Source organism: Snodgrassella sp. B3800 (assembly GCF_026535865.1).
GTDB classification, from domain to species: Bacteria; Pseudomonadota; Gammaproteobacteria; order Burkholderiales; family Neisseriaceae; genus Snodgrassella; species Snodgrassella alvi_E.
The window spans coordinates 335,105-355,971 of sequence record NZ_JAFNPH010000001.1; the positions used below are offsets into that span (position 1 = coordinate 335,105).

14 protein-coding genes are annotated in these 20,867 nt (G+C 43.1%); 3 read left to right on the top strand and 11 right to left on the bottom strand.

Translation table 11 applies throughout. The features are described 5' to 3' along the window. Positions 1 to 184: 184 nt before the first annotated feature. The 8 genes from narI to J3U64_RS01605 form a co-directional block, all read right to left on the bottom strand. Positions 185 to 874 (bottom strand): respiratory nitrate reductase subunit gamma, encoded by a 690-nt coding sequence (narI, locus tag J3U64_RS01570; protein WP_267408051.1) that lies wholly within the window; start codon positions 872 to 874, stop codon positions 185 to 187. A gap of 13 nt (positions 875 to 887) precedes the next feature. Further along, positions 888 to 1,523 carry a nitrate reductase molybdenum cofactor assembly chaperone gene (gene narJ / locus J3U64_RS01575; protein WP_267408052.1) on the bottom strand — a complete coding sequence of 212 codons (636 nt, stop codon included), beginning with the start codon at positions 1,521 to 1,523 and terminating at the stop codon, positions 888 to 890. A gap of 11 nt (positions 1,524 to 1,534) precedes the next feature. After that, entirely contained in the window at positions 1,535 to 3,085 is a 1,551-nt protein-coding gene (gene narH, locus J3U64_RS01580; protein ID WP_267390170.1) for a nitrate reductase subunit beta, read from the bottom strand. Between the two features lie 16 nt (positions 3,086 to 3,101). Beyond that, positions 3,102 to 6,797, bottom strand: a complete 3,696-nt coding sequence (locus J3U64_RS01585) for a nitrate reductase subunit alpha (protein WP_267408053.1) — start codon at positions 6,795 to 6,797, stop codon at positions 3,102 to 3,104. Between the two features lie 98 nt (positions 6,798 to 6,895). Beyond that, complete coding sequence (locus tag J3U64_RS01590) at positions 6,896 to 8,266, bottom strand: NarK family nitrate/nitrite MFS transporter (RefSeq protein ID WP_267408054.1); 1,371 nt, start codon at positions 8,264 to 8,266, stop codon at positions 6,896 to 6,898. Between the two features lie 12 nt (positions 8,267 to 8,278). Then, the gene (locus J3U64_RS01595; RefSeq protein WP_267408055.1) at positions 8,279 to 9,502 is read right to left on the bottom strand and encodes an MFS transporter; all 1,224 of its coding nucleotides are present in this window, start codon (positions 9,500 to 9,502) and stop codon (positions 8,279 to 8,281) included. A 185-nt stretch (positions 9,503 to 9,687) separates the two neighbouring features. Beyond that, positions 9,688 to 10,341 carry a response regulator gene (locus J3U64_RS01600; RefSeq protein WP_100140038.1) on the bottom strand — a complete coding sequence of 218 codons (654 nt, stop codon included), beginning with the start codon at positions 10,339 to 10,341 and terminating at the stop codon, positions 9,688 to 9,690. 19 nt (positions 10,342 to 10,360) lie between these two features. Continuing rightward, a complete protein-coding gene (locus J3U64_RS01605) occupies positions 10,361 to 12,292 on the bottom strand; it encodes a histidine kinase (protein WP_267408056.1) in 1,932 nt (643 codons plus the stop codon). 561 nt (positions 12,293 to 12,853) lie between these two features. Between J3U64_RS01605 and J3U64_RS01610 the strand changes: the two genes are divergently transcribed. Further along, positions 12,854 to 13,318 carry a type VI secretion system amidase effector protein Tae4 gene (locus J3U64_RS01610; protein WP_100140036.1) on the top strand — a complete coding sequence of 155 codons (465 nt, stop codon included), beginning with the start codon at positions 12,854 to 12,856 and terminating at the stop codon, positions 13,316 to 13,318. Next, positions 13,303 to 13,665 (top strand): T6SS amidase immunity protein Tai4 family protein, encoded by a 363-nt coding sequence (locus tag J3U64_RS01615; protein ID WP_267408057.1) that lies wholly within the window; start codon positions 13,303 to 13,305, stop codon positions 13,663 to 13,665. Before J3U64_RS01610 ends, J3U64_RS01615 begins: the two co-directional genes overlap by 16 nt. A 558-nt stretch (positions 13,666 to 14,223) precedes the next feature. On the opposite strand, the gene J3U64_RS01620 is transcribed toward J3U64_RS01615, so the two are convergent. From J3U64_RS01620 to panC, 3 genes are all read right to left on the bottom strand, one after another. Continuing rightward, positions 14,224 to 14,601 (bottom strand): DUF805 domain-containing protein, encoded by a 378-nt coding sequence (locus J3U64_RS01620; RefSeq protein ID WP_100140033.1) that lies wholly within the window; start codon positions 14,599 to 14,601, stop codon positions 14,224 to 14,226. A gap of 576 nt (positions 14,602 to 15,177) precedes the next feature. Continuing rightward, a complete protein-coding gene (locus tag J3U64_RS01625) occupies positions 15,178 to 18,822 on the bottom strand; it encodes a DNA translocase FtsK (RefSeq protein ID WP_267408058.1) in 3,645 nt (1,214 codons plus the stop codon). A 51-nt stretch (positions 18,823 to 18,873) separates the two neighbouring features. Next, complete coding sequence (gene panC / locus J3U64_RS01630; RefSeq protein ID WP_267408059.1) at positions 18,874 to 19,716, bottom strand: pantoate--beta-alanine ligase; 843 nt, start codon at positions 19,714 to 19,716, stop codon at positions 18,874 to 18,876. 243 nt (positions 19,717 to 19,959) lie between these two features. Between panC and J3U64_RS01635 the strand changes: the two genes are divergently transcribed. Continuing rightward, positions 19,960 to 20,751, top strand: a complete 792-nt coding sequence (locus J3U64_RS01635) for a basic amino acid ABC transporter substrate-binding protein (protein WP_267408060.1) — start codon at positions 19,960 to 19,962, stop codon at positions 20,749 to 20,751. Positions 20,752 to 20,867: the final 116 nt, after the last annotated feature.

Consider the following 20,867-nt stretch of genomic DNA (forward strand, 5'->3'; position numbering starts at 1 on the left):
GGATGTAATAGACATTTTTTTGTGGATTACGCATTAAGAATGCGATGATTTCTAGCACATTATGCTAGATAAGCCTGTGGTAAATCAATTTTTTTAGTGGATTTATTTTTGCTACGGTTTGGCTGTCATAAATTTAAGGCAATACTGAATATCAGTATTGCCTTAAATTGTTCTAAGCAATTGTTTAATAACGTTTGCTTCTGACCAACTGGGCTTGGCGTTTTAGGTACACTAATGCGCCAAATCCACTCCAAATATGTACTAGCCGAGTAAATGGAAAGATAACAAATACGCTCATGCCCATAAATAGGTGAAGTTTGAAAATCGGATGAGTATGAGCAATGATGTCAGCTGCTCCGCTGCGGAAAGTGACGATATGCTGCGCCCATTGCATCAGGCTAATCATTTCCTCCCCGTCCAGATGGTGTGCGGAAACATGAATGGTTCCTAATCCCAGACACAGGGTAATTAGCAGCCAGATTAATACCAATTTATCACGCCACGTGCTATTGGCGAGTAAACGCGCACTACTGAAACGGCGATAAATCAACATCATCAGACCGATTAAAGCCAGTGTTCCTATGATGCCACCGGCAATCATGGCTGTGAGCTGCTTGGTTTCATGACTGATGCCCAGCGTATCCCACACGAACACTGGTGTTAATAATCCAACTAAATGGCCAAAAAACAAACCCAGTACGCCGATGTGAAATAGGATATTACCCATGCGCAATAAGCGCGGATATAGTAGCTGGCTGGATTCGGATTTCCACGAATATTGGTTGGTATCAAATCGAATCAGACTGCCCAGAAAAAAGATACTGGCGGCAATGTAGGGAAAAATGCCGAATATGAATTGATTAAGATAATACATGCTGTCTCCCGGCTTAGCTGAGTTTTTTCTGGCGGAAAAATTGCACTTCCTGTACGGATGGCTGGTTTAACAGAGGTTCGAGTCCTTCTGCGGTGGGGCCAAATTTTTCCAAGGCTTCATCCATATTACGTACCGGTGCTGCCTTTAATGGCTGCGGTGCCACTGGCGACAAGGCCACTACTGCATCCATTACCGGCGCATAAATGGACTGGCTTTTATGCAGATTGGCCGCAATGTATGCAATGACATGCACGGCATCAGCTAGCAACTGCTGCGCCTGCTGGCTGTCGATGCCGGATAGAAACTCCAGAAATAAGGGCAGATAATCCGGCAGTTCGTTATTTTCTGGTTCTAAACCATGTGCCTGATATTCTGCTAGCAAGTCAACCATTGCCTGCCCACGTGCTTTGTCTTCACCATGAAGATGTTCAAACAGATGCAGGGCATGGTTGCGGTTGCGGTCGAAAGTATCGACATACACTTCCTGAAGGCTGATTTCATCGTATGCACGCAAATGATTAAAAAATGGTTCCAGCGCTGCGGACTGTTCCAGTGCAACATACTGGTTGACAGCAGTATGCAGTTCTTCAATATGGCTCAGCCATTGTTGCCGTGGATAGCTCAGTAAAATGGATAATATCTTATACATTTTCTGTTTCCTTATACTGACTGGCGTTCGTTTTTCTTACGCAAACCATGAAATACTATCGGTGCAGCTTTACGAGTACCAAACAAGCTCTCTTTGCTATGGCCATTGTGGCAGCCATCACCAAAGGTGAAACCACATCCAGCTTTTTCTTCAAAGGTATTGCTAACCAGTTCTTTATGAGCGCTAGGGATGACGAAACGATCTTCATAGTTGGCAATAGCCATAATCTGATACATTTCTTCGATTTGCTGCGCGCTCAGTCGGTGGCCTGACAGCTCCTGCAAAGCCTGTTCAGCAGAATGGATTGTTTTAGTACGCATGTATTTACGCATATCAATCATGGTTTGAAGGGCATTGACAATTGGTTCTGTTTTGCCGGCTGTGAGCAGATTGGCCAGATACTCGAGCGGAATACGCATTTCTCTGAGCTCTGGTATGAGGCCATGCTCACCAATCACTCCTGATTCCAATGCTGACTGAATCGGAGATAATGGTGGTATGTACCATACCATTGGTAAGGTGCGGTATTCTGGATGCAATGGGAACGCTACTTTCCATTCAACGGCCATTTTATATACAGGAGAATTCTGTGCTGCCTGTATCCAGTCGGCAGGAATGCCTTGAGCAAGCGCTTCGCGGGCAATTTCTGGATCGTTTGGATCAAGGAAAACATCAAGTTGCTGTTCGTATAAATCCTGAGGATTTTCTACAGCGGCGCTGGAGCTGATACGGTCGGCATCATACAGCATTACCCCTAAATAACGGATACGGCCAACACAGGTTTCCGAACAAATAGTAGGTTGACCACCTTCTATACGTGGATAGCAGAAAATGCATTTTTCTGCTTTACCTGACACCCAATTGTAGTAAATTTTCTTGTATGGACAGCCGGAAACGCACATGCGCCAGCCTCGACATTTATCCTGATCTATCAGTACGATGCCATCTTCTTCTCGTTTATAAATGGAGCCAGAAGGACAGCTGGCCACGCAGGCTGGATTAAGACAGTGCTCACACAGGCGTGGCAGATACATCATAAAGGTGTTTTCAAAAGCGGCATAAATGTCCTTCTGTATGCCATCAAACAGTTTGTCCTTTGAGCGTTTGGCAAATTCACCGCCCAGATCATCTTCCCAGTTTGGCCCCCATTCGATTTTGTCCATCTTCTTGCCAGTTAATACCGACACCGGCCGTGCCGTTGGTGGGGTTTGCATCAGTGGAGCAGCTTGCAAATGCTCGTAATCATAGGTGAACGGTTCATAGTACTGGTCGATGGCCGGCATATTTGGATTAGCAAATATATTTGCCAGTATTTTTAGGCGATTACCCTGCTTTAGCTTAAGTTTACCAGTACGTTCGCGTACCCAGCCGCCTTTATATTGCTCCTGATCTTCCCAGTTTTTTGGATAACCAATACCGGGCTTGGTTTCGACGTTGTTAAACCAGGCGTATTCCACACCATCACGGCTGGTCCAGACGTTTTTGCAAGTCACGGAACAGGTATGGCAACCGATGCATTTATCCAGATTCAGCACCATGCCGATTTGTGCACGTATTTTCATAATTTGTGTTCCTTACTTATTCAGCCGCCGGGGTTGTGGCCGGTGTATCCAGCCAGTCCACCTTGTTCATTTTGCGTACTACCACCAGTTCATCGCGGTTGGTACCTACCGTACCGTAGTAATTGAATCCCCAGGACAATTGAGCATATCCACCAATCATATGAGTCGGTTTCATTACTACTTTAGTCACAGAATTGTGGATACCGCCACGTTTGCCAGAGAGCTCCGAACCGGGCACGTTGACAATTTTTTCCTGTGCGTGATACATCAGAATCATGGTTTCCGGCACACGCTGGCTAACAACAACGCGCGCGGTTAATGTGCCGTTGACATTGAACACTTCCACCCAGTCGTTATCCTGCAAACCGGCACGTCTAGCATCGATTTCCGACATCCATACATGCGGACCACCACGAGATAAAGTGAGCATGCGCAAGTTATCAGAATAGGTACTGTGAATCCCCCATTTCTGGTGCGGGGTGATGAAATTCAGCACAATTTCTGGATTTCCGTTGCTTTGATGACCTTTGACATTGAGTGTGGTCTTCAGGTCTACCGTTGGCCGGTAAGAAACCAACCCTTCACCAAACAAGCGCATCCATTGATGATCTTGGTAAAACTGCTGACGTCCTGTCAGCGTACGCCATGGAATCAGTTCATGTACATTGGTATAACCAGCGTTGTAGCTGACTTTTTCACTTTCCAGACCAGACCAAGTTGGCGAAGAAATAATTTTACGCGGCTGCGCCTGAACATCACGGAAGCGAATGGCATCGTCTTCACGTGCAATCGCCAGATGAGTATGGTCGATACCGGTATTTTTAGACAAAGCCTCCCAAGCCTTAACAGCTACATGACCATTGGTTTCCGGCGCTAAAGTCAAGATCATTTCTGCTGCATCAATAGCACTGTGTAGTTTCGGCTGTCCTTTTGACACACCATCGCTTTGCGTATTGTTGAGCTTGCGCAGTAAATCCACTTCTGCCGCAGTCTGCCAGCTAATCCCTTTGCCTCCGTTGCCAATTTTTTCCAGCAATGGCCCTACAGAAGTAAATTTTTCATAAATGGCGCCGTAGTCACGCTCTACTACTGTCATTTTTGGCATGGTTTTACCCGGTACTGGTTCGCACTCACCCAGTTTCCAGTCTTTAGGGTCAAATGGCTGAGCCAATTCTTCTGGACTGTCATGCATCAATGGTGTTAACACCAAATCTTTGCGTACACCGAGGTAATCTTTTGCGATTTCGGAAAATGCCTTGGCAAGACCTCGGTAAATATCCCAGTCTGTACGGCTTTCCCATAATGGTTTCACTGCCTCGCTTAATGGATGAATAAACGGATGCATGTCCGAAGTATTCAAATCGTCTTTTTCATACCATGTAGCTGTAGGCAGCACGATATCAGCATATAAGCAAGTAGTAGACATACGGAAATCTAACACTGTAAGCAAATCAAGCTTGCCTTCAGCAGCAGGCCGTATCTTCACATCCATCGGCTTAATGGCATCGGTTTCATCGCTCATTAATGCATTCTGTGTACCCAGCAGGTATTTCAGAAAATATTCATGCCCCTTGCCCGAAGAACCAAGAATATTTGAACGCCATACAAATAGGTTGCGCGGGAAGTTTTGTGGATTGTCTGGATCATTACAAGCCATATCCAGCACACCGGCTTTCATCTGCTCAACCGCAAAAGTAATCGGGTCTTTGCCCTGCGCTTCCGCGTCACGGGTCACATCCAGTGGATTGCGCGCCAGTTGCGGTGCAGAGGGCAGCCAGCCCATACGCTCCGCTTTTACATTGAAGTCAAGCTGACTCATATTGGCCAGCTGGCCTGCATGAGTAGGTGCAATCACTTCTGCCATATCCAGCTTTTCGTGTCGCCACTGGCTGGTATGTGCATAAAAGAAAGACGTACCATTCATTTGCCGCGACGGACGGTTCCAGTCTGCAGCAAAAGCAAGCGGGGCCCAGCCTGTTTGCGGACGCAGCTTTTCCTGTCCTACGTAATGGCACCAACCACCACCGCTCTGGCCAATACAACCACACATCATCAGCATGTTGATAATGCCGCGATAAGCCATATCCATGTGGTACCAATGATTCAGACCAGCCCCCACAATTACCATACTGCGGCCATGAGTTTCATGTGCATTTTGCGCAAATTCGCGCGCCACCTGAATCACCAGCTCCGGTTTAACACCCGTATGCTTCTGCTGCCATAGAGGTGTATACGGTACATCAGCCAGATAATCATCTGTCACACCATCACCACCAAAGCCGCGGTCAATACCATAATTGGCACACATCAAATCAAATACAGTGGTGACCAAAATTTCTTTGCCATCGACGCCAGTAATTTTTTTAACCGGAATATTTTTCACAATTACTTCGGCAGCATCTTCGCCACCAAAGTAATCAAAAGACACCCCCATAATCGCATCATGATTTTCGGCCAGCGAAATCTGAGCCTGAATATCGGCACTGTCGGATTTTTCCGCGCGCAGATTCCATTTTCCCTGCTCGCCCCAGCGGAAACCAATCGAACCTTTTGGCGCTACAATGTCGCCGCTATTTTCATCAATTACCAAAGTTTTCCATTCAGGATGATTAGTTTCATCCAGACCGCCGGCCATCTGGCTGGCACGCAGGAAATAACCCGGCAGCAAACGACCATTGTCCCGATTCAATACCACTAGATTCGGCATATCGGTTAAGCGGCGGCAGTAATCAACAAAATAAGCCGATGGATTCTGCAAATGAAACTCTTTCAGAATCACATGTCCCATCGCCATCGCCAGCGCTGCATCTGTACCCTGCTTCGGCGCCATCCAGATATCACTGAATTTCACCATTTCGCCATAATCAGAAGACACCGCAACCGTTTTCGTACCCTTATAACGTACTTCAGTGTAAAAATGCGCATCTGGCGTACGTGTCATCGGCACATTTGAGCCCCACACCATCAGATAGTTGGCGTTGTACCAATCCGCAGATTCAGCTACATCTGTTTGTTCGCCCCATGTCTGCGGACTGGATGGCGGCAGGTCACAGTACCAATCATAAAAGGACAGCGGCACCCCGCCAATTAAGCTTAGATAGCGTGAACCAGCAGCGTAGCTCACCATCGACATTGCCGGAATCGGCGAAAAACCAATTACACGATCAGGGCCAAATTCCTTAATTGTAAATGCATTGGCAGCGGCAATAATTTCATATGCCTCATTCCAGTCCAAACGCACAAAACCGCCCAAACCACGCTGAGATTTATATTTTTTTGCACTTTCTGGATTCTGAGTAATACTCTGCCACGCTTCAATCGCGCCCAGGCTTTGACGTTTCTCGCGCCACATGCGCAGCAAAGACGCACGAATCATCGGATATTTCACCCGCTGAGCTGAATACACATACCAACTGTAAGAGGCACCCCGCGGGCAGCCACGTGGTTCATGATTTGGCAAATCGGCACGCGTACGCGGATAATCTGTCTGCTGCATTTCCCACGTAATCAGCCCATTTTTAACAAACACGCGCCAGCTGCAGGAACCTGTACAGTTCACCCCATGCGTCGAACGCACCACTTTGTCATGCTGCCAACGCTGGCGGTAAGCATCCTCCCACTCGCGTCCTTCAGCTACCACCGCACCATGTCCGGCAGAAAAAGTTTCCTTGGTTTTACGTAAAAAATTTAGTCTGTCTAAAAAATGGCTCATGAATTTGTGCTCCACAGAGGCCTCAGCCCCTAACAGTTTCTTATTGATTTATAATTTTTAAGCGCTATCGTCCGCGACCACAGCGCCATAACAGCAAACTAGCAGCGCGTTACTGATTGCTTACGCACATAAAACCAGTAATTAATCAGCAGACAGCTCACATAGAAAACAATAAAGCCCCACAATGCCATCGAAACACTGCCAGTAGCCTCAATCGAAGAACCGAAACTTTTTGGAATTAGAAAACCACCATACGCGCCGATGGCACCCATAAAGCCCAGCACCGTGGCTGATTCTTTAGTAGCATGCAATTCCGCACTTTTAACATCACCCTGATGCAAGTGACGGTGAAACAACGAAAAAATCCGTGGTGCCTGCGCATAAGTCGAACCATTACCAATACCACTGAACGCAAACAACAGCATAAAACTACAAAAGAAACCAACAAAATTGCCAGAATTGCTACCCATCGGCTGGCACACCAGTACCCCGATTACCCCGACAATCATCATGGCATAGCTGATTTCAGTTAATTTTGCTGCCGACATCCGGTCAGACAGCCAGCCACCGACTACACGCAGTATCGCGCCAACAAACGGACCCAGAAATGCTAGCTTAATGGCATCAATATGCGGAAAAGAACGGCTAATCAACAACGGAAAAGCAGCTGAAAAACCAATAAACGAACCAAACGTACCCACATACAGCCAGCACAAAATCCAATTGTGCAAACGTTTGAAAATAATTGACTGTTCTTTTAAAGAAGAATGCAGGCTACCAATATCATCCATACCAAACCAAGCTGCCAACGTACTGAGTACGATAAATGGCACCCAGATAAAGCCGGCATTTTGTAACCACACCTGCGTTGTACCCTGTGGCGTCGTAATAGTTTGTGCATCACCACCCAGTGTTCCAAACAGGCAGGTCGTAATCGCCAGTGGCACCGCTATCTGCACAGCAGATACCCCTAGATTACCTAGACCGGCATTAATACCCATGGCCTGACCTTTTTCCGCTTTCGGAAAAAACAGACTGATATTGGACATCGAAGAGCTAAAATTTGCCCCGCCGAAACCACACAACAGTGCCAGCACAAACATCGTACTGTATGAAGTATTAGGATTCTGTACAGCAAAACCCAAACCTAATGCAGGAATCAGTAAGCTGGCAGTGGAAATCGTTGTCCACTTGCGTCCGCCGAAAATCGGAATCACAAAAGAATAGAAAATTCGTAACGTGGCACCCGAAAGAGCAGGCAGCGCAGCTAGCCAAAACAGCTCGTTACTGCTGAACTTAAACCCCACAAGTGGCAGTTTCACCACTGTCACACTCCAAACCTGCCAGATAGCAAACGCCAGCAACAAAGCAGGAACAGATATCCATAGATTTCTGCGAGCCACCGTACGGCCTTTGCTTTGCCAAAACTGACTGTCCTCTGGACGCCACTCTTTTAAAATTTTACCCATATCAACCTCAGATTATTGATGCTTCTGATTTTTCAGAGAAAAATGCATCCAGATTAAGCTAATACACACCGTACCAAACATCAGCATAAATGAGCTGGAACGAACACCAGTCCAGTCCACCAATACACCGAACATAATCGGTAGCAGAAAACCACCTAGCCCACCAGCCAAACCGACCACACCTGAGACCGTGCCCATATCTTCCGGAAACTCATCGGAAATAAACTTAAATACAGATGCTTTACCTATCGCCAAAGCCACACCCACGACAAATAGCAAAATCGTAAATACCGTAGCATTCAAACCAATATGCATATCAAGATGACCGCTTACCGTACGGACAGACATCTGCGTCTGCGGATAAGACAACAGAAAAAATGCAATCCAACAAACCCACATCACAGCCCAAGTCACTTTATAGGCACCGTATTTATCCGACAGCCAGCCTCCGAAAGCACGCAACACTCCTCCTGGCAAAGAAAAGCACGCAGCCAGTAAAGCAGCTTGTGTGAGTGAAAAGTGATATTCACCAACGTAATAACTCACCATCCACAAAGAAATACCCACATAACCGCCAAATACCACTGAATAGAGTTGACTATATTTCAATACTTGAGGATTTTTCATCAGCAATAGCTGTGCTTTCAGACTAGGCTGTTTGGCATTGGCTAATTTCGGTTCTGGATAACTGAAAAACCAGAAAAGCAAAGTAATCACCAATAAAATTACTGCATATACCCGCGGTACTGCCTGCCAGCCATAAGCAGTAATCAAAACCGGTGCCAGAAACTTATTCAGCGCTGCGCCCGCATTGCCTGCGCCAAAAATCCCCATGGCAAGACCCTGCCGCTCCTTACGAAACCACTTTGCCACATAAGGTGTACCAACAGAAAAAGAACCGCCTACAAGACCCAGCCACAATGCAATCCACAAAAACTGGCTATATGTATGCGCATATTCCAGCAGCCAGACAGCAGGTACACACACCAGCATTAAAAGAAAAAATACAATCCGGCCACCAAAACGATCTGCCCAAATACCCAACGGCACCCGAATAAGCGAACCAGACAACACTGGCATTGCAGTTAGCAAACCAAACTCTGTTTCATTTAAATGCAGCTGTTGTTTAATCGGCAAACCAAGTACAGCAAATACCATCCAAATCATGAAGCAAATAACAAAAGCAATCGTACTGGACGTCAGCACTGTTACCGACTTTCTGACTTCAGAATTCATCTTGCACTTCCCCCAAAAAAATTTGTCCTAGTGTACGTAATCCCTCTTTCATATCCCATTAGTCATCAGATGCAGAATCGATACTTCAAAAGAACAACCATATATAAGCAAACTGGCCTATTGACAAAATCAATAGGCCAGTTCAAAACACAAAATTAAAAAATTACACAGCTACTATCCCATCACTATTTATCCAAACCGTGTTCAACAGCATAAACTGCTGCTTGAACTCGGCTCCCAAGATTAAGCTTGCGCAAAATGTTCTGCATATGAACTTTTACTGTACTTTCAGTTACTTCCAGATTGCGCGCAATAAGCTTATTACTGTTACCACGTGCCAGCCAGCGTAAAATCTCCCGTTCCCGTGGCGTTAGCGGTTCCTTCAACTCATGATTTACAGGCTCCTTCCGCCTAAGCTGCGTCACCAACTTACTGGTCATTTCGGGTGAAAGCACACTGTCACCATTGATCGCTTTTTCGATACTATCGAGCAGAAATTCTGTATCAATATTTTTAAGCAGATAACCCCGTGCACCTAGACGCATACATTCCACTAAATCACCACCGTCTTCAGATACAGTGAGCATCAGCACCACTTGTTGAGGATTATGGCTCATCATTTGCGGCAGTGCCTCTAACCCACGCATCACAGGCATATCTAAGTCCAGCAACACAGCATCAGGTTGTAACTGCTGTTGCATTTTTACCCCTTCCAGCCCATCAGTAGCTTCACCCACTACCTCAAAACGCTCACAGCTATCAATCAAAGCACGCAAGCCACGCCGAAAGAGCGTATGGTCATCCACAATCAGAATCCGGTACTTTTTTTCATTAGCCATCATTAATTTCCCAAAAGAATTACTCCTGAGTATGGATATACTGACGTGGTACCATCAGCTCCACACATGCTCCACCCCCCACCCGTGCAGAAATTTTCAACTTTCCATTAATTTTAGCGGAGCGCTCTTTCATTATATGTATACCCACATGTCCTTGCTGCTCCTTCTGCAGAAGTGTATCTTCAGCAAAACCAACACCATCATCCTCAATTTTCAGATTCAGCCGGTCTGCCATATAAGCCAAACATACTTTAACAGCATCTGCATGAGCATGTTTACGCACATTTGACAAAGCCTCCTGCACAATAAACACTACCTGTAATTGCACCTCTGGCTCAACTTCATAAACATCACCTTCAACAGACCAATCAACAACAATATCAGTTTGTTGTTCAAATCGCTTCATTACTCCTTGCAATGAGCTAATCAGCCCTTCCGTTACCAGCCTAACACGAAAATTCGATAACAATTCGCGTACATCATCATAACATTGCTGAATGCCCTCATTAATAAATTCAAGAGTCTGTGCAGCCTGTTGTTTTTTATGCTCACCTAACGCTTTTTCCAGCACCTGCACCTGAATATTCAGAAATGAAAGCGACTGAGCAATACTGTCATGCAAACCCTGTGCCATCAGATTACGTTCTTCCAGAATAGCCATCTGTTTGTCCAACTCATTTAGACGCATACTTTCAATAGCAATCCCAAACTGACTACACACAGTAGAAATCAAGCGCTGATTTTCTTCACTCAACGCAAAGGGCACTTTAGCAAACAGATGCAGCATACCAATTTCATCATCCACAGACTTCACCGCAAAGGTTAAACAAAACGGCAAAACCTGTCTTATCTGGCAGAAACGATTACGCTCATCAAAAATAGCCAATGATTCAGTTTCAACTACCGGCACAGATTGCAACATCTGAGCACAACGCCCACCATCACAGCGATAATCTCTGAATCTATCCACCTGCTCTTCGGTCAGCCCGTCAGATCCAGCCAGCTCAAGCCTCTGAGAATGCCGATTTTTCAACTGCACCACACAGGCATCCGCACCACTAAACACCTTCATTTTATGCATAAACACCTGCACAAGCACTGATAACTCATGCTGTTCTTGAAATAATGATGTCATAGCATACAAAACAGCCAAATCCTGATTACGCTTTACTAGCGCCTGTGTTTGTTCCGCTACCCGATTTTCCAGCGTGTCATAAACCTCATTTAGCTTGGCAGCCATCAAGTTAAAGCCTTGTGCTACCTTACCAAATTCATTAGCTGTGCCCACTTGCAAGCGCGTATCAAAACGGCCTTTACCAATCTGACCAATACCCTGATTCAAACGGAGTAACGGCGCAATAACCAGATGGTGCAGTAACAGAAGAGAAACAATTGCAGAAAAAATAGCCATCAACAGCACAAGTACCTGTAACCAGCGCAACAACTGAATATTATGAGTATTATCCTGCTCAATAAGCAGTACCAGACGATCAATCACCGCAGTAAATTCACGAGCTTCAGCCAAAAATGCCGCATCGCTCAGATGTCCATTTAAATAAGCATTACGGTCACCAAGAAAATCCTGTAACTGCTCCTCAATCTTTACTACTTGATCAAGAAGCTGCTGATGTCGCCGTCCATTAACAAAACCGGTTTCATGCAAATCATGCAAATGCGTCAGAATTTCTTCAAACTGACGTTGCTCCTGCTCAAACTGCAGCTCCGCTCCTGGTGTTTTCGTTACCAACACCATATAAAATACCCGTTTGCGTAAACTCCCAGCTTCATTTATTGCCATACCCAGCTCTTCAAGCCGCCAAGACGTATTCAGCGACAACCCTACTAAACTGGTAGCCAAAAACAGCCACACAGCAATAAGCACCACTAATACTTTAGAAAGCTTCTGCCCACGTAAAAACCAACGGTCAAATTTTTGCCACAAACTTTTCATATCACCCTTGCCAATAACAGAAGGCACAGTAACTTAAACTATAACTATATTATTATTTTAAATTTAAAATCCCATAACATCATTGCGAGCATCAAATAAATTATTCAGATTATAAAACACCAACTATCATACTATTGCCCTTTTCTATTATTTTTAAATACTGAAAAAAATTAAAACATGACAAAGCATAAAAACACTTGAAACCAAGTTAATCACATTTAAGTTTTAAATATTTAAATCGTCAGTATTTCCAAAATAAAAAAATAAGGTGTTAACAACATTAACATTTTTAGTTTATTGACACATATAGACATATTCCCTATTTTTGCCCAGAAATTTTTGATCGATATGGACAATTTAATTTACCGTCTTCTGTAAGAAACAATATAAGAAGATAGGAAAATAACTTGGAGAAAATTGTTTTAAATCAGTTAGCTTTAAAAAATCCTATTTTTAATTATTTTATATTTAAGATAGACAACGCCAATATATACACTTTATAATCATTATTAACAAATTCAGTGTTTTATTTTACTTGTATTTTCTTAAAAAGAGGATGAAATGGCAAAACCTGACTTCAAAACTATGTGGACAAATTTTCAGTACGTTAATGTACCCGTTAAAGAAGTAGGGAAAAAAATTGGAGGTAAAGTTCAACAAAATATTGATTCAGAAATTTTCCAGAATGCTTGTGCAATACGAATGAGCTATGCATTAAATTATTCAGGTTTTCCTATCAATCGAGATTCAAGATGGAGCACATCTTCCGGTGCCGACAAAAAATGGTATATATTTAAAGTTACTGATCTAATTCGATTTTTAGAATGTAATTTTGGTAAACCAGACATTATTACCAAATCTACTACGAATATGAGTCAATTTAATGGAGTAAAAGGTTTATTAGTATTTAATGTTTCTATTTGGTCGGATGCGTCGGGTCATGCCACATTATGGGATGGAAGCAAATGTTCTGACCACTGCTATTTTGACGATGCAAATGAGGTGAAAATGTGGAAATTAAAGTAAAACTAATTTTTAGTCTAATAGTAATTTCGATTTCTTCTGCATTCGCACAGGCGCGCTCTCCGCTAAAAAATGATTTGGAAAATTTTACCTTGAGTTATTGTCTAGCTCAGAGTGAAAGCGGAGACATTATGCAGCGGGAGGCAAAAGCGGCTGTAGGCGCCTATGTTGAACTTGGTCGCTATCCTGCTGAAGCTTATGAAGAAGCAGCACTAGTTGCACGCAATTACTCAAAGCGTCCTTATAAAAGTTATCAAGAAGGCGTACAGCTAATATTAATGAAATGCATAGATGCTTCACAAAGCAAAGAAATAAAATCAATTAAAAAACGTTTTTCTCATAGAAAATAATTTTTTACTGAAAATTATTATATAGATAAAGCAAAATTCCAGTTTTCAGATTATTCATTTTACAGATAATTGAACAATTTTAGTCGTATTTATATAACCTTAATTATCAGGTTTATCCCATCTTAATTAGGCATAAACGAATATACCTTTTCAACACGTGGTAGATGTAAACGTTTCCAACTTTCACAATAAAATAAATTTTTTTGTGTATTAGTTTGTGATCTAAAACAAATTATAATTATTTAAATACAGTTAATATATTTTCAGTATATCATTAATATTTTGTACTAATTATTCATAATTCTATAAATATCTACAAAATAAAAAAAAATGGATTAATGACTATCAATTCAGTTTCTAACTCTTCAAAAAAGATTATTAATAAATTTGATACCAGTAAATATATCGCAAAAGAATACAGGCTTCGGCAGCTATCTATTTCATAAAACCTAAGCTGCCGAATCAAGATAATCAAACAATTTCGAAGTAAACAATAAAGTGTCTCATAAAGAATTTATTGCCATTTATCTGCCAAATAAACGTATATCGTAAATCTGCTTAAAACATTCTCTGTTCAAATCGATTCGGTTTACCTGGCAATAACATAAGAATAATAAACCAGATTTGACCAATAATCGGTATCAGAGTAATCAAAATCCACCAACCCGAGCGATCAGTATCATGTAAGCGCCTAAACTGTAATGATAAAGTAGCAATCCATACTACAAATCCAATTACCAAAACTACAAAATTAACTGTCCAGTCACCCCATGTATAAATATCATTAATCGGATGGCCAAGCATTTTTTCAAGTACATACATCAGCAACATACCCAGTACATAGTTGATAACAATCGGCCACCAATAATCAGCACGGTTAGAAGTTCCAGAAAAATTAAAAATGTTGTGCCAGAAACGTTTATAAGACTCAATCATAAATCTATCTCCTAATAATAACCTGTATATATTTAAACACTTAAAGATATAAATTTTTATTTCATAAATAGCCAAATTCATCTTAAAACTTATTTTTTTTCACTTCAAACCGTTTAATAATCAAAACAATTAATTACAAAATTTATTTTTCTTATAAAACCTTACTTAAATATTGAATGTTTTATCTTTTACCTTTTTAATTGATACAATATTTAATTACTTATCAGCAATATTTTGCACTTTCATCTACTATTTATTTTATTAAACATCGCTGGCAAAGCGATACCAAGTAAAACAGCCAAAAATGATTTAATAAAATTTGCCTGTTTATTGATTTTTTTCAAAATAACTGTTCATTAAAACAACAGAATCACAACATATTAATTAAATCTATACATATAAATACGCTGTTTTAACCATAACTCTAGAATAATATCAATCAGATTAACTAATTAATAAATATATAGATATCATAATAATAATATAATAACTCATAGAATGAATTGACTAATCAACTCATAAATAAAAAACCGTATACATAAAGTACACGGTTTGAATAATCGATATTTAGAATAACTAATCATCTAGATGGTTATTTTGCGGAGCAAGTACAGTACGATTACCATTTCCTTCTGCAGCTGAAACAATTCCCTCTGACTCCATCTGTTCCACCAAACGAGCTGCACGGTTGTATCCAATACGCAGCTGACGTTGTACCGAAGAAATACTCGCTTTTCGAGTTTTTACCACCAGTGCCACTGCTTCATCATAAAGAGGATCCAACTCTTCTTCACTATTGCGCGGTGACGCATTGCTAAACATATCATCATCACTTACACCGGCCGTTAAAATATCATCGATGTATTTCGGCTCACCAAACTGTTTCAGATAATGCACCACACGATGCACCTCTTCATCAGCCACAAACGCCCCATGCACCCGTTCTGGATAAGCTGTGCCGGGAGGTAAAAACAGCATATCACCCTGTCCAAGCAGATTTTCCGCACCCATCTGGTCAAGAATGGTTCGGCTATCCACCTTGCTAGATACCTGAAAGGCAATTCGTGTAGGAATATTGGCTTTAATCAGGCCAGTAATCACATCTACACTCGGCCTCTGTGTCGCTAGTATCAAATGGATACCGGCCGCCCGAGCTTTTTGCGCCAAACGGGCAATCAGTTCCTCGATTTTTTTGCCTGCCGTCATCATCAGATCAGCAAATTCATCTACCACAACCACAATATAAGGCAGCTTTTCTAGTGGTTCTGGGTCGTCCCGATTCAGCGAAAACGGATTAAACAGCTTTTTATTTTGCGCTGCTAGCTCAGCAATTTTCTGATTGAAACCAGCCAAATTACGCACACCAGCATGGCTCATCAACCGGTAACGTTTCTCCATTTCATTTACACACCACGTTAACGCATTCGCCGCCAACTTCATATCCGTCACTACCGGTGCCAATAAATGCGGTATACCCTCATAAATGCTTAATTCCAGCATTTTAGGGTCTATCATAATGAGACGCACATCTTCCGGAGTAGCTTTAAACAGCATCGACAGAATCATTGCATTAACACCCACTGATTTACCCGATCCAGTGGTACCCGCTACCAATAAATGTGGTGCTTTGGCCAAATCAGTCACCACCGGCTGTCCAGTAATACCCTGACCCAACGCCAGCGTCAGTTTAGAACGTGATTGCTGAAATACCGGAGCCGAGAATATTTCACTCAACCGAATAATCTGCCGTTTCGGATTAGGAAGTTCCAACCCCATACAGGTTTTACCCGGAATAGTCTCAACTACGCGTATAGATGCAAAGCCCAGACTGCGCGCCAAATCCTTTTCTAAGTTTACAACCTGACTGCCACGCACACCCTGAGCCGGTTCAATTTCATATCGGGTGATAACCGGACCAGCAAAAGCATCTATTACACGTACCTTAACTTTGAATTCAGCCAGTTTTTCTTCAATGGTAATCCCGTTTTCAAGTAAGGTTTCTTCACTCTGTCGCGCAGCAGGGTCATAATATGGCGGCAATAATAAATCCATACCCGGAAGCAAAGGTTTCAAAGACGGTGAGGGTATTGGTTGATGAGAAGCATTCTGATTAAGCGCTTTTCGTAATGCCATCCCGATTGCCGTCTGAGCCTGAGTTGCCGAAGTATTTATTTGCTCTGTTGGCAGCGGTTGTTGATTCAAACGGGTAACCACACTCACGCTTCTAACTTCTGGCTCTGTTTCAGATAGACTTTTTTGCACCTGTTCCGGCACTGAATCTGGAGTTGTTTCAGACTCATTAACGCCAACAGCATCTGGCAACCAATAATCAGAAACTTCGACATCAGTATTTTCTTCTTCCGCTGCGGCCTGCTCAGAATAAAAAGACGGTACTTCTTTCTGCTCTTCAGAATCGTTGAAATACGGGTCTTCAGTGGCCAGCACAGGGTTTTCAACCACATCCGCTTCTTTGCTGCTTTCCTCATCGGTGTAAGAAATAACTGCATTATGGGTCGGATTCAAATCACTAAAAGACGTCGTATTTGTATAGCCGGTATCACTACTTATACCTGACACCGGTGGTGGTATATCCGGCGCATACTGAAATTGATTACCTACAGAGGGATCAGCATCATGCATAATGCTGTCACGATGTTCGTCCTCATCAAACACTGAAGGAGTGTAATCATCATCTACAGAAAAAGAATCATCCGCTGATGGTACCGTAACTACTGGCGCAGCAGCCATGGCTGCCGGCATCTGCTGAAAAGGTGTAAAACGTGTAGATAGTGGCGTATGTTCACTGCCAGCCACTCCTGTATAGGGGCTTACGGCCGACATATCCGCTACAGGAGTAGTCATCCGCACAGCATGGCGCTTACCAATTCGAGCAGCCGCCGGAATCACACTTTCGCGTACTACAGGCCGCTGAAATTTCTGCTTATTTAAAGGTGAATCGGTTTTAGCCAGATTAGCGTAAATTTCATCTTCCGCAATAACCGGTACACTATAGCCAGAATTAGCATGAGTGGACGTTTCCTGATGGCGCTGACGAGCCAATCTCTGGCGCAACAAATTTAAACGGATATCTTCTTCATTTATGACATGAACCCCATTGTGATCACTATGCTGTCTAGGTTCGTGATGAGCGTGAGCAGAAAGGGAGTTTGCTGCATGAGCCAGATGCGAAGGAGCGCCAACTGAGTTTCCCAATTTGCGCTGAGTAGCCTGCTGTAAATCATTTAAATCGAAATTTTTCAGCGCTCGAGCTTTAAGCAGGGCGGCTTGTTCAGCCTTAGTATGCAAGCGAACTCTGTTTAACGCCGGATCATCAGGAGTAATTTCTCTGGCATGCCTATTCTGCTGTTTTTGGCTAATTACTGGCTTATGCTGCCAGTTAATCTGTATCACTTCTAGCGCCGGAGCAGATTCAGCTACCGCATCCGTTAGAGGATGCGTAGCTACCTTACGCGTGGCTTCTGCTAATGTAATAACTTCCAGTTTTTTCTTCTGATTAAATACCACCGCTGGCTCAGCCACTTCTTCACTGCTTACCAAAATTTTTTCTGTAGTAGACTCTCCTTCCGTATCTGCTATCAGTTCCTTATCAGTGTTGTAGACATCAACCACTTTTGGTTCAGACTCAGTTTTATTTTCAACGGAAGATTGCATTTTCTGTGTTGAGAAAGAATCTGCTATCGGCAACTGTGTGTTGTTTGCTTCCGGCATCTCTTCAGCAGTTTTTGCCTTCGACTGTAGATATTCTTTATCTAGCGTAGCAGGATGAGGCGTTTCGGCTTTTAAAGGTTTCGGGCTTGCCTCAGTTACAGTAATCTGTCGGGCTAGAGGATGTTTTATGGGCAGCTGAGACTTGCTCGCTACAGAATCCATTGCATCAGGCTCAGCTTGTACATTCTGCTCTGATGTTGCTGACGCAATTTCCACCGGTGCTGCTGGTACTTTCTGTAAAGAATGTTGTGATTCTGCTGACGATTGTACTTTCTGTTGCTGTTGACTGCGCCGCACTGCTAATTTTCTCACTATACTTTTCAGCAAAGATACAGGAGCCGGAGCTGAAGACGACACTTTACTGTGCTTTAAATGCTCTTCATAGCGGGTTAAATAGGTCATTTCCAGCTGCCATTTACGCTCTTCAATATTGCGCCACCAGAGTAATGCGCCTATAGCCATAATTAACAGTAATAATACAATCCACCACATACGTATTCACGCTGCCTTTTGGTTAAAATCCGGTTTACAGACTCTTTTATTTTATTCGTGCTCCAACTGCACTTCTAAATTATCAATTAGACGCGTCGTCCCCAGTATAGCAGCCGCAACAATTACCAGATTTTTATCAGAAATCTGAGCTTTTGTCAGCGTTTGTGCGTGTCTGACTTCAATATAATCCACTTGCCAGCCATGCTGTTGCAAATAGGTTGCTGCACTATTTTCTAAAGCAGCAAATTGCCGATTTCCTCTTCGCATTGCTTCAGCCATAGTCCTTAGCTGTGCCGATAGCTGCGCTGCCTGTTCACGTTGTTCAATTGTCAGATAGCCATTACGGCTAGACAAAGCCAAACCACTATCAGCACGCTCAATTTCAACCGGAATAATGTCAATATCCATATTCAGATCCTGCACCATTCCCTTTATTACTGCCAGTTGTTGATAATCCTTTTTACCAAAACACGCCACATCCGGCTGCACAATATTAAAGAGCTTTGTCACAATTGTGGCCACACCTCGAAAATGGCCAGGACGACTACGGCCGCAGAGCTCATTCTGAATAGCCGGCGGTTCAACAAAATATTGCTGCGTTCCATTTGGATACAATTCTGTTTCTGACGGCGCAAACACCACATCAGCACCGGCCTCAGTCAGCTTTTCCACATCCTCAGCCAATGTCCGCGGATACAGATCAAAATCTTCGCCCACTCCAAACTGAATGCGATTAACAAATATGCTCACCACTACCGCATCAGCGTGTGCTTTGGCAGTACGCACCAAAGCTAGGTGACCGGCATGCAAGTTTCCCATTGTCGGCACCAGAGCCACCCTTTTCACTTGCTTGCGCCATGAACGCAGTTCAGTAATGGTATGAAATATATGCATTATTTATCCTGTTAGACTTAATCAAATTAAAACAGCACAAAATTATGTAAAGTCATGTCTCCATGAAAGCGGGATTATAGCACCGCTAAGCAGTAACACAGTGTACGGATAAAGCTTGTTTCAACAGTGAAATATGTTACTATCAAGCCAGACATGGCGGTAAGGATGCATATTTTGAAATGCAAACCATTGTATTGTAAGCAGCCTTCAGCCAATAATTTCAATAAAATTCAGGGAGTGTATATGAAAATCAAATACTGGCTGACCGCTGCAGCCGCGTGTTCTGCACTGATACTATCTGCCTGTGGTGGCAGCAACAGCAATTCTGCTTCTGCGCCTGCTCAGCCCAATGCAGATAAAACCTTTATAGTTGGCACCAATGCAGAATTTGCACCTTTTGAATCCCGCACAGCCGACGGTTCGCTCACCGGTTTTGATATTGATTTGCTCAACGCCATGGCCAAAGCTGGCAATTTCAAAGTACAGTTTAAAGATCAGCCATGGGATGGACTATTTGCTAGCCTCAACAACGGCGATCTAGACATTGTGGCTTCCGGTGTGACCATCACTGATGAGCGTAAACAAAGTATGCTATTTAGTGACCCGTATTTTGATATTTCTATGATGGTACTCACGCCAAAAGCCAAAACATTCCATTCGCTGGCTGAATTAAATAACATGCATCGCGTAGCCGTAGCCACAGGCCAAACTGGCGATTTGGCAGTACAAAAAGTATTGGGTGCACAAAGCACGAAAATTGCCCGTTTTGACAGCGTCCCCCTGGCCATCAAAGAGCTCGAAAATGGTGGTGTAGAAGCCATGGTATCCGATGGTGCCGTAATCAGTAATTATGTTAAAGCCAACGGTGCTGATAAATTCACCATTAATAAGGTACCCGAATTCGGTGTTGACCATTACGGCTTTGTGGTTCGCAAAGGCGATACAGCCACAGTGGAGAAACTGAATGATGCACTGAAAAAAATCCGCGCTAGTGGCGAATATGACAAAATATATGCAAAATACTTTTCCAACTAAAATTTAATTTGCATTCAGAAGAAAAAAACAGCCCGTTATCCTGAATAGCGGGCTGAACTGTATGTGTCAACATTCTGGCCAAAGCCATATCTAGCCATATCTACTTTAGTTTCCAT